This window comes from Streptomyces sp. NPDC022910, assembly GCF_055561075.1.
Window position 1 is genome coordinate 17,055 of sequence record NZ_JBVHHL010000081.1, and the last position, 10,394, is coordinate 27,448.

Here is a 10,394-nt window from a genome sequence, read left to right on the forward strand (position 1 = left end):
AGCCCTGCCAGATCGTGCGCCCGAGCGAGGCCTGCTGCATCGTCACGGCGCTCATGCCGGACAGGGAGCGGCGTCGCGCGCCGCCCGGAGCGCGCCCGCCCACCAGGCCAACTGCTCGAGCACCGTCTTGGCGTACCCGGGGGACTCAGGGTCGAGCGGTCGACCGTCCTGCCACGTCGTGAAGGAGTTCGGGAAGGCGAGACCGTCGCGAATCGTCACCGCGTGCAACTCGGTCAGTACGTTCTCCAGGTGCAGCACCGCGTGCCGGCCACCTGCTGCGCCACCGTAGCTGACGAAGGCGACGGGCTTGGCCGTCCACTGGGTGAAGTGCCAGTCGATGGCTGCCTTCAATGACGCGGGATAGCTGTGGTTGTACTCCGGCGTGACCACGGTGAATGCGTCAGCGCTCTCCAGAGCCGACGTCAGTGGCGCCATCCCGGCCGGACGGGGGTAATCGTCGCCGGCGAACTTCGGCGATGCCGTCGGCAGCGCCAACGGGATGTCGATCTCGGCCAGATCGATGACCTCCACATCGAAACCACCGTGTTTGTCGGCCTGTTCCGCGACCCACGAGGCCACAACCGAGCCGAACCGTCCTTCCCTGACGCTTCCGACGATGATCACGAGCTTGTCCTTGTTCTCCATGCCCACCACGATCAGGCCGCACCGTGGTGCCAACCAGACCGTGCTCAGGCTGGCCCCCGCAGGGCCAGTCTGAGCACTCCGCGATCAACGGGCAGCGCCGTATGCTCACGGCGTGGGTACGCCGTTGGGGGATTTCATCCGGGCCAAGCGCGACAGCATCCAACCGGAATCGCTCGGCCTGCCGGAGCGCGGCCGCCGACGGTCACCGGGTCTGCGGCGCTCGGATCTCGCCGCGCGGGCCGGTATCAGCGTCGAATACCTGACCCGCATCGAACAGGGCCGTGACCGCAATCCTTCGGTGGCGGTGGTGAACGCCCTTGCCGACGCTCTCAGCCTCGACCCCTCGGAGCGCAGCCACCTGCGCTACCTCACGAAGATCACTGGCGGCGAGTGTTCCGCTCACGTCCAGCCCGCACCACCACGCCGGGATGTCCGTCAGTCCGTCCTGGAGACGCTTCGCCTCTTGGAGCCGGGCATCGCCATGGTGACCAACCGGCTGGGCGACGTCCTCGCCCACACCAGCGGCTACCAGTCGGTGACGAGCGGAACCGGACTGCTCGACACCGACACCCCGAACCTCACCCGGTACGTCTTCACCGACCCGCGTGCCCGGACGTTCTTCGCCGACTGGGACATGGTCGCGGACGAGCAGGCTTTCGACCTGTGGCTCGGACCATCCGTCGAGAACTCCGAGTGGCTCACCACAGAACTCTCCTCCATCGCCGGTCACGACTTCACGCGCCGCCTGAACCGTCATGTGGTGCCGCGACGTGGACCTCTCCGGCTCAACCACCCGTCCGGCTACGAACTTCAACTGCATCGCGAGACGCTCGAACTCTCCGCGGACGCCCAACAACTGGTTGTCTTCCTCCCCGCAGACGAGAGGACGGCCCAGGCCGTCGAACAATTCCGAAGCGGGCCCCGCGCCCGACTCCGGGCCATCTCGTGACACACCCCGCCTTTCACCACGCGATCATCCGATGCCCTAGCCTCTGAGAGCGGCTACCGGGGAAGCGACAGCGGGCATTTCGAAATACGGCTCATCCCCCACAGAGTCCTGTAGGACCGAGCACCGCGAAAGATCAAAAACAGGTGCCTCCGGCGTCGCGGCCATCACGTGCCGGAGGCGAGGCGTGGGCCACATTCCTTGGTGCGGATGTCACACTCCGGGCGCTCCCACTGCTCTCAGGAGGCAGACACGGCAGGAGGTCCCACCATGGTCGACGCCTCGGCGGCCGGCAGTGCCCGGGTGAGCACAGCCGGCCAACCGCGCGCGCGAGCACGTCCACGCCCGCCGCCCTCACTTCGGGCCGACCCACTGCCGAGTCCGCAGGTGACCGAGCCATTCGCGGCGGCGGTCTCCGGCGGCAACTCGTTGCTGCCGCTGCGGCTCCCGGTGTCAGGCTTGGCGCGCATCATCACCCGATACGCGCGGACGCGGACCGCGACGCCGTGCACACACGGCGAGCGGCAATCAAGGACACCGGCCTCCTGCTTGCCGCAGCCGAGCGCCTGCCCAGTTTCGACTGCCCCTCCCCCGTGGTCCGGCCGAGCCGCGACCGCGTCAGACGGCGCGAGGACGGCCGGCGCGCCTGGCCGAACTCCTCCCCCGCGGACCGCTGGTCGAGACAGCCGACAGTTGGACCCTCCTCCCCCTGGACCAGCCGACAAAACTTCCCCAGGTGATCCGGGAGTTCACGCCCGCGATTCGGCCGAGCCCGGTGCTCCGAGGGCCTGTCCCCACACCTGCCGCATTCCGAAGCCGATCGACTCGAAAGAAGACAGCACCAGATGAAACTCACCATCTTCGCAGCGACCGGCGGCATCGGCCGTCACCTGCTCGAACAAGCCGTGGCCGCGGGCCACGACGTCACCGCAGTCGTGCGCAACGCCCAGAGCCTGACCGACCGGCGAGGACAGATCCGTGTCGTCACGGCCGACCTGGCCGCGCCGGACCCGGACCTGCTCGCATCCGCCGTGGACGGCAGGGACGCCGTCCTGTCCGGACTTGGACCGCGCAACCCGAGGGCCGACGCGGGAATCACCTCGCGCGGCACGAGGGCCATTGTGGCAGCGATGCAGGAAACCGGCGTGAAGCGCGTCGTGGTGGTCAGCGCCGCACCCATCGGCACGGTGCCCTCGCCCGGCCGGCCGAACCCGCCCAAACACGATGCCGGCGACGGGTTCTTCATGCGCCACCTGGGCAGCCGGTTTGCGCGAGCCATGTTCCGCGCACACTATGCCGACCTCGCACTGATGGAGGACGACCTTCGCAGCAGCGACCTGGACTGGACCATCTCACGACCGCCGCAGCTGACCGACAAACCTCTCACCGGCCTGTACCGGACGGCGTATGGGCACAACCTCCGCGGCGGTATTCGGGTCTCGCGCGCCGACGTCGCGCATCACATGCTGCGCGTGCTCGGTCAACCAGAGACGATCAGACAAACCATCGGCATCGCCAACTGACATTTGATCGGCGGCTCGCATCGCCTGGCGGGTTCTGCCAGGCCGCGAGCACGTCGGGGACCGCGTCGCCGCCGTGACCGCGCCGCCGGTCTGCAGGGCGGCGATGCGCCGTCAAGTCACGTCCTACGGCCGGACATTGGTGACCTGGCCGTGTCAGCTGCCCGTGCTCTCCCTCACGACGAGCCGGTGCCCGGCCACGTAGTCGTGCGCGGAGCCGGTCTCCAGCTCGTCGATGCGCTGGACCAGGAGGGAAACGGCGGCGCGGGCGATCGCCTGCTTGTCCGGGGCGACGGTGGTCAGGCTGGGCACACTGAAGCGTGACGCCTCGATGTCGTCGAAGCCCATCACGTCGAGATCGCCCGGGACGGAGCGCCCCAGTTCGTGCAGCGCCCGGAGCGCCCCCAGGGCGAGGTGGTCGTTCAGGCACAGAAGCGCATCGGGGGGCTGCGGCATCTCCGTGAGCGCGGCCACCGCGCGGGCCCCGTCCCGCCAGTGGTACGCCTCGACCGGCACGACGAGGTGGGGTGTGAAGGGAATGCCTGCCGTCGTGAGAGCCTCGCGGTAGCCGTCGGTGCGTAGCCGGTCGGTGCCCTGGCGGCCACGGACGGCCCCGCCGATGACGGCGATGCGGCGCCGGCCCCGGGACAGCAGGTGCTCGGTCGCCTCCCGAGCCGCCCGTATGTTGTCGATGCCGACGTGATCCGTGTCGGCGTCGACGGGGCGCTCGCCGAGCAGGACCACCGGAAGCCGACGGTCACGGGTGGCAAGGTCGCGAGGCAGCAGGGACAGTGGGCTGAGGATGACGCCGTCGGAGAACTGCGCGTCGAATCCGCGGAGTGCGGCCAGCTCGCGGTCGCGCACGGCTCCCGTCTCGTGGAGCAGGACGGTACGTCCCCGTCGGTCGGCCTCGGCCATGACGTGCTTGGCCAGTTCCGAGAAGTAGGCCACGTCCAGCTCCGGTACGGCGAGGGTGATCACGCCGGAGCGGCCCTGACGCAGTTGCCGCCCGGCGATGTTGACGCGGTAGCCCAGCGCATCGATCGCCTCGCGCACGGCGGCGCGAGTCTGCTCCGACACGTGTTCGTAGTCGTTGATCACGTTGGAGACGGTCTTGGGTGAGACGCCCGCGTACTCCGCCACGTCCTTGATCCTCGGTCTGGCCGCCACGTGTTCATCCTTCCCCTTGCTGTGGATCGTACCGACCATCAGGAATCCGTTGCGGGCCGCATCTGTCTCTGCACCCAGATTTACATCGATGTAATCGGCATGGTGCCATGGGCATCGCACCGACCGGTCCTCTCGAGGCAACGAGCACCATGCCCGTCCGCACCCCTGGGACCTGCCCTGCCCCGAATACCCCAGGCCGCAGTTCGTCCGCGATGCCTGGCTCAATCTCAACAGCGGGGGGCAGTTCGAGATCGACCGGTCCGGGCATGTTCCTGGCCACCAAGCCGACGGCCGGCACGGAAGGCGACGAACCGGACACCTCCTGGGGCTGCGGTGAACCGCCCCGCACGGCAGACGAGTTCATCGACCGCTTCACCGGGCTGACCGGCGTCCTCCTCCACGACCCCGACATGCGTCACCTCGAAATGCAAACCCAGTAGCGACTTGGGCTGCCGCAGATCAACATGCAACACATGAGTGATGAACCCGCGCGATGGACCCGGGCGACCGTCTACCCCGACATGTGGGCCGACCCGGACGACGACCCCCGCAACAACGAGGACAGTCCAGACGGCGAGCTTGCGACGCTGCAGGACTTCCTGACGAACTACCGCATAACCCTGCGGATGAAGTGCGAGGGCCTGGATGCGGAGCAACTGGCCCGCCGGTCGGTTCCGCCCTCGACGATGTCGCTGCTCGGCCTGCTCCGGCACCTCGCCGAGGTGGAACGAGGCTGGCGCAACTGGCTCAGCTACGACGAACCGCTGCCGAAGCTGTACGGCGCGAAGGACGCGGACTTCCACGGAGCTGTCGCCGAGCAGGCAGTGGTCGATGCTGCGTATGTCGATCTGGAGCGCGAGCAGGCCGCGACCGACGCGGCGCTGGCCGAGCACGCGGACCTGAGCGAGCGTGTCGGGAAGGACAACATCGCAATCCGGGAGCTGATGGTGCACAGGATCGACGAGTACGCCCGTCACTCCGGGCACGCCGACCTGTTGCGCGAGTGCATCGACGGAAGGGTGGGCCAGTGACGAGAGCCGGGCGCCACCCCCGGCCCGACCAGCACGGTACTTCGAAGTGACTGGTCCGTGGTCGTCTCGTTGACCCGGGCATGGGCGGGGCGATCTGACGAAAGAGGAATGGGCACGGCTGGATCGGTGTCTGCCCAGGCCAGGGCGGCGTGGTGGCCGTTGGAGTGATCACCGCACCGTCATCAACGGGATTCTTCCGGTGTCGGACGGGCATCCCGTAGCAGGATCTGCCGACGCGGTTCGGTCTGTGGAACACCGTGTACGAAGGCCACCGTCGCTGGCGGCCGATGGCACCTTAGACCGGCCGGATCCTGACCGCGGTCCAGGCCGACGCGGACACCGCCGGCCGCATCGACTGGTCGGTGAGCGTGGACTCCACGTCCTGCCGTGCCCACCAGCACGCGGCCGGCGCGCGCCACAAGTCGCCCCGGGCGCTGGGAAAAGAACCCAGGCCACTTTCCTGCACCCGCAGCCACTCCGCGAGCAGGCCCGGCAGCCGCCGGGTGGACCAGGTCGGCCAGACCAGGAAGATGAGTACGGCGAGCGCGGCGCCGACCACGATGTCGGCGGCGCGGGCCCACGCCGTGGGCCCGGGCAGCCCGCCGACGTGGTGGATCAGGAAGACGATCCAGGCGGTCAGCCACAGGTTGAGCATCAGCTGCCCGGTCCGCAGGGTCACGAACGACGCCGCGGCCAGCACCACCGACGCGACCGCGAGGCCGGCGGGCGACCAGTGCGGCAGGGACAGCACCCAGCGAGGAGACCGCCCAGCACGGCCCCGGCCGCCCGTCCCCAGCCGCGGGTGATGGTGTGCTCGTACCCGGGGAAGAGCACCAGCATGGTGGTCAGGGCCACCCAGAAGCCGTGCGCGGAGATGCCCAGCCCGCCCCACCCGCCGATCGACCGGCCGATGACCTCGCCGAGCACCACGCCCACCGCGAGCCGGACCGCATGGCGGAAGATCGGCGACTGGGGACGCAGCTGCGCCCGGATCCGCCGGGCGGTACGTGCCACGGAGGGGGTGCCCTTGTACAGGCCCGGCACCTCGGTGTGGGGTCCAGCACATCGCCGAGGTGGCCCTCGGCCGAGCGCCGGGCCAGTTCCTCGGCCAGTTGCAACCGCGCGGCCAGGTCGCGCGGGCTGCGCACGGGCGAGGCGTCCGCCCACGACGCCAGCAGGGACCAGACCTCCGCGGGGGTGCGGTGCTCGCGGCCGGCGGCCACCGTACGGGAGATGTCGCCCAGCACCTGTGCGGTGGCGATCTGTGCCTCCCGGCTCCCGACCGCTGCCGCCGCGGGTACCGTCACCCGCACGGTCTGCAGAGCACGGTCGATGCGCTCGGCCTCACCCAACAGTCCGAGTTCTGCGGTGCCTGCCGGTCAGCCCGGCGGCATTGCTGACCGCTTTCCTGGTTTTCGGACGCGGTCCGGGCAGCGCTGGACTACGGCGCGGGGCCAAGGCGGAGCCCCCGCAAGCGGCGCCGAGGACGAACGGCCTTGAGCCCACGGCGGGTCGGTGCAGGGACAACGAGCGATCTCGCGCCGGCCGGGTTCCGCCTGCTCATCCCAGGTCCTTGCGCGCCGGGCAGCGGACCTCACCGTCACACAGGGAGTAGTAGGCGAGGTTGAGCAGTTCGCAGCCGCGGCGACCTTGGCGACCTTACGGGCCCAAGTGCCGCGGCGTTCGACGATGCGATCCTTTACCGGGCGGATCGGGGTATCGGCGGAGCACCGCTGCACCGACTCGACGCGGGCGAAGCCCAGGAGGGGCGAGCGCTGCTTGGTGATCCTCCCTCGGTGGACCTTGGTGTCCGAGGCCCGGCGCCGTGGGACCAGGCCTGCCCTGGAATACAGCTGAGCCGGCGTGGGCGGCACCGGTTCACCGCAAGCGGAAACGCTTCGTGACGAAGGGGTCGTGGGTTCACAACCCAACATCCCGACAGATGAGCCGCTCGTCGCTTCGCCCGCTCTGCGTCATGCCAGTGTGGGCATGAAGCCGCCGCGGGCGGTGCCTGAGCCCAGCAGGAAAGACCAATCGAGCACCTCGGGCAACCGGTCCAAGCACAGGACAACTGCTCCACCGGCCTTTTCGGCGTCCGCGCACCAGTCGGCCATGTCACCCGCCACAGCGCTCCCGTTGGCGCCGTCCAGAACAGGTGCCGCGAGGGCGGGGACGACGACCCCGTGTTCCCCTGGTCCGTCCACGACGCACAGAGTGAGCCTGGGAACGATGCCCCATCCCTCACACAGGGGCATTGCGCCCTCGAGCCCGGTCAGGGATGGCAGGGCATCGTGAACAGGCGCGCCGGCCAGCAGGAGCAAGGGCGTGGCGCCACGAACGAACAGGGTCGTCTCAGGATCCAGAAGCACGGGACCACTCTCGCATGCCTGCGAGAGCGGATCGGCAGGGGCGTCGAGAACGGCGCGAGCTCGCGCAGGCCGAGGTGAACCGCCCAAGGCCTGGCAGTCAGACGCCGAGTCGGAAGACACCGAGGGTTCACCTCTATCGAGTGAATCAGAAGAAGAGCCGGCGCCCGGACAGTCGACTGTCGGCGGTTCCGCCCTCGGGGACAGCAATACCCCGCCGTCACGTGGCCCCCGTCACACGTGACAGGAGGCGTGAGCAAGCGCTTAGATAGTGCAGCGTCAAATTGTCGCCGCGCCGAACTGGAGGCCGCGTTGTTGTTCACGTCCGTCGACGACGTCTCCGCGCGCCTCGCTGAGACCGGGTATCTGGCGTCGCCCGCGGTCGCCACGACGGTCTTTCTGGCCGACCGACTCGGCAAGCCGCTCCTGGTGGAGGGCCCCGCCGGGGTCGGCAAGACGGAACTCGCCAAGGCCGTCGCCCAGGTCGCCGGGGCCCGACTGGTCCGGTTGCAGTGCTACGAAGGCGTCGACGAATCACGTGCGTTGTACGAGTGGAACCACGCCAAACAACTGCTGCGCATCAGCGCGGGCCGGGACGAGACATGGGACGAGACCCGGACGGACATCTTCAGCGAGGAGTTCCTGCTGGCGCGTCCGCTGTTGACCGCCATCCGAGGAGACGACCCGAAGGTGCTGCTGATCGACGAGACCGACAAGGCCGACGTCGAGGTGGAGGGTCTGCTGCTCGAAGTGCTCAGCGACTTCCAGATCACGGTCCCCGAGCTGGGTACGATCACCGCGACCAACCGCCCCTTCGTCGTACTCACGTCGAACGCGAGCCGCGAGTTGTCGGAAGCGCTGCGCCGTCGCTGCCTGTTTCTCCACATCGGCTTCCCCGATGAGGAGTTGGAACGGCGTATCGTCCGGCTGAAGGTGCCGGGGCTCGACGAGGCGTTGACAGAATCGGTGGTGCGTGTGGTCGGGGCGCTGCGCGAGATGGATCTGCGGAAGGTCCCGTCGGTCGCCGAGACCATCGACTGGGCGCGCACCCTGCTTGCGCTGGGCGCCGAGACCCTTGACGGAACCCTCGTACGTGACAGCCTCGGCGTGCTTCTCAAGCACCAGGGCGACGTCCTCAGGGCGGCGGCCAAGCTCGACCTGGGCGCTGTGTGAACTCCCCGGCGACGGAGGCAGGGGTTGCGGAGCGGCTGACGGGACTCGTCGGCGCGCTCCGCTCGCACGGCGTCCGGATCGGCACGGGCGAGACCGTGGACGCCGCGCAGGCGCTGGAGGCGCTCGGCCTGACGGACCGCGAGCGGCTGCGTGAGGGACTTGCCGCAACGCTGCTGCACGGCGAGGTCCAGCGGCGGGTGTTCGATCCGGTCTTCGATGTGTACTTTCCGCGTCGTGTCGGGGCACCGGACACGCAGGCGCCTGCGGACCGGGAGGCTCTGCGGGACCGGCTCGCTGCCGCGCTCGCCGCCAACGACGAGGCGATGACGGCACGGTTGGCGATCGAGGCGGTGAACGGCTTCGGTGGGTACGGGTCCTCGCCGGAGTCGGATGGCTGGTCGTCGTACCAGACGCTCGACCGGCTGCGCCCGCAGACGCTGCTGGCACGCGTCCGGGACAGTATCAGGGCGCAGGCCGGAGGGTCGGGGTTCGCCGACCGGCTGCTGGAGGACGAGATCCGCAGGCGCATCGAGGTGTTCCGTGCTCAGGTGGCCGCCGAGGCGCGGCGCCGGGTCGCCGAGCGACGCGGCAGGGACGAGATCGCCCGGCGAGCGGTCTCCCCGACTCCCGACCGGGTCGACTTCCTGTTCGCCGGGCGGGTTCAACTCGCCGAGCTGCGCAGGGTGGTTCAGCCGCTCGCGCGCAAGCTGGCCACCCGACTCGCCGCGCGCCGCCGTCGTGCCGCCCGCGGCGCCATCGACCTGCGGCGGACCTTGCGCGGATCACTGTCGACGGGCGGCGTGCCGGTGCGGCCCGTACTGCGCCGGCGCCGCCCCGTCCGGCCCGAACTGGTGCTTCTGTGCGACGTGTCGGGCTCGGTATTGGGATTCTCGGACTTCACGATGCTGCTGGTGCAGGCCCTGCACGATCAGTTCAGCAAGGTGCGGGTGTTCGCCTTCGTCAACCGTGTGGACGAGGTGACCGGAATGCTCGTGCACGGTGCGGCCGATCCGGACGCGCTGGGTACCCGGATCCGCTCGGAGGCGACCTTGACGGGCTGGCACGGCAGCAGCGACTACGGCGTCGCCTTCGGCGAGTTCGTCGAGCGGTTCGCCGACGCGGTGGGTTCCCGCACGACCGTATTCGTCCTCGGTGACGCCCGTACGAACATGAGTGACCCCAACGTGCCGGCTGTGCGGCGCCTCTCCGAACGGGCCCGCCGTGTCTACTGGTTGAACCCCGAGCCGCGCTCACAGTGGGGAACCGGCGACTCCGCCGCACCTGCCTACGCCGAACGCGTCGAGATGTACGAGTGCCGCAACGCCCAACAGCTCAGTGCTCTGATCGCTCGCCTGCTTCCGGTCTGACCACGCCCACACGGACGGTCGGTGCTCGGACTCCTGTCGGATCTACCACGCAAGAATGGCTGGGTGCGCCATGAGGCGCCGTGTGACCGAGTGGAGGTGCGAGACCGTGCGCCACGAGGCGCTGCTGATCCGTGTGCGGGTGTGAGACCCGCACCGTTGTCCTATCGCAGTGGGAT

10 protein-coding genes and 1 pseudogene are annotated in these 10,394 nt (G+C 69.3%); 7 read left to right on the forward strand and 4 right to left on the reverse strand.

Annotated features, from left to right (window positions below):
• Positions 1-51: 51 nt before the first annotated feature.
• The gene (locus ACZ3TS_RS38790; RefSeq protein ID WP_467626919.1) at positions 52-645 is read right to left on the reverse strand and encodes an NADPH-dependent FMN reductase; all 594 of its coding nucleotides are present in this window, start codon (positions 643-645) and stop codon (positions 52-54) included.
• A 112-nt stretch (positions 646-757) separates the two neighbouring features.
• On the opposite strand from ACZ3TS_RS38790, the gene ACZ3TS_RS38795 reads away from it, so the two are divergent.
• Positions 758-1,594, forward strand: a complete 837-nt coding sequence (locus tag ACZ3TS_RS38795) for a helix-turn-helix domain-containing protein (protein WP_467626921.1) — start codon at positions 758-760, stop codon at positions 1,592-1,594.
• Positions 1,595-2,436: 842 nt separating this feature from the next.
• Positions 2,437-3,114, forward strand: a complete 678-nt coding sequence (locus tag ACZ3TS_RS38800) for an NAD(P)-dependent oxidoreductase (RefSeq protein ID WP_467626923.1) — start codon at positions 2,437-2,439, stop codon at positions 3,112-3,114.
• 153 nt (positions 3,115-3,267) lie between these two features.
• On the opposite strand, the gene ACZ3TS_RS38805 is transcribed toward ACZ3TS_RS38800, so the two are convergent.
• Positions 3,268-4,281, reverse strand: a complete 1,014-nt coding sequence (locus ACZ3TS_RS38805; protein WP_467626926.1) for a LacI family DNA-binding transcriptional regulator — start codon at positions 4,279-4,281, stop codon at positions 3,268-3,270.
• Between the two features lie 266 nt (positions 4,282-4,547).
• Here ACZ3TS_RS38805 and ACZ3TS_RS38810 point away from each other — a divergent pair, with 266 nt between their 5' ends.
• The 3 genes and pseudogenes from ACZ3TS_RS38810 to ACZ3TS_RS38820 form a co-directional block, all read left to right on the forward strand.
• Positions 4,548-4,721: a hypothetical protein gene (locus ACZ3TS_RS38810; RefSeq protein WP_467626928.1), complete on the forward strand. Its 174-nt coding sequence runs from the start codon at positions 4,548-4,550 to the stop codon at positions 4,719-4,721.
• A gap of 24 nt (positions 4,722-4,745) precedes the next feature.
• Positions 4,746-5,312, forward strand: a complete 567-nt coding sequence (locus ACZ3TS_RS38815; RefSeq protein WP_467626930.1) for a DinB family protein — start codon at positions 4,746-4,748, stop codon at positions 5,310-5,312.
• A 94-nt stretch (positions 5,313-5,406) separates the two neighbouring features.
• Positions 5,407-5,767 (forward strand): annotated as a pseudogene (locus ACZ3TS_RS38820) (transposase); the annotation flags it as partial.
• Between the two features lie 220 nt (positions 5,768-5,987).
• Here the strand turns inward: ACZ3TS_RS38820 and ACZ3TS_RS38825 are convergent.
• Positions 5,988-6,326 (reverse strand): FUSC family protein, encoded by a 339-nt coding sequence (locus ACZ3TS_RS38825; protein ID WP_467626932.1) that lies wholly within the window; start codon positions 6,324-6,326, stop codon positions 5,988-5,990.
• A gap of 959 nt (positions 6,327-7,285) precedes the next feature.
• The gene (locus ACZ3TS_RS38830; protein ID WP_467626934.1) at positions 7,286-7,516 is read right to left on the reverse strand and encodes a hypothetical protein; all 231 of its coding nucleotides are present in this window, start codon (positions 7,514-7,516) and stop codon (positions 7,286-7,288) included.
• Between the two features lie 477 nt (positions 7,517-7,993).
• On the opposite strand from ACZ3TS_RS38830, the gene ACZ3TS_RS38835 reads away from it, so the two are divergent.
• Both ACZ3TS_RS38835 and ACZ3TS_RS38840 read left to right on the forward strand, forming a co-directional pair.
• Complete coding sequence (locus ACZ3TS_RS38835) at positions 7,994-8,851, forward strand: AAA family ATPase (protein ID WP_467626940.1); 858 nt, start codon at positions 7,994-7,996, stop codon at positions 8,849-8,851.
• Positions 8,848-10,218 carry a VWA domain-containing protein gene (locus ACZ3TS_RS38840; RefSeq protein ID WP_467626936.1) on the forward strand — a complete coding sequence of 457 codons (1,371 nt, stop codon included), beginning with the start codon at positions 8,848-8,850 and terminating at the stop codon, positions 10,216-10,218. The genes ACZ3TS_RS38835 and ACZ3TS_RS38840 overlap by 4 nt, the downstream gene beginning before the upstream one ends.
• The last annotated feature ends 176 nt before the right edge of the window (positions 10,219-10,394 follow it).

Bases quoted from the DNA above. Each gene is read 5' to 3' on its own strand.
- ACZ3TS_RS38790 (WP_467626919.1), bottom strand. From the start codon at position 645: ATGGAGAACAAGGACAAGCTCGTGATCATCGTCGGAAGCGTCAGGGAA.
- ACZ3TS_RS38800 (WP_467626923.1), top strand. From the start codon at position 2,437: ATGAAACTCACCATCTTCGCAGCGACCGGCGGCATCGGCCGTCACCTG.
- ACZ3TS_RS38810 (WP_467626928.1), top strand. From the start codon at position 4,548: ATGTTCCTGGCCACCAAGCCGACGGCCGGCACGGAAGGCGACGAACCG.
- ACZ3TS_RS38815 (WP_467626930.1), top strand. From the start codon at position 4,746: ATGCAACACATGAGTGATGAACCCGCGCGATGGACCCGGGCGACCGTC.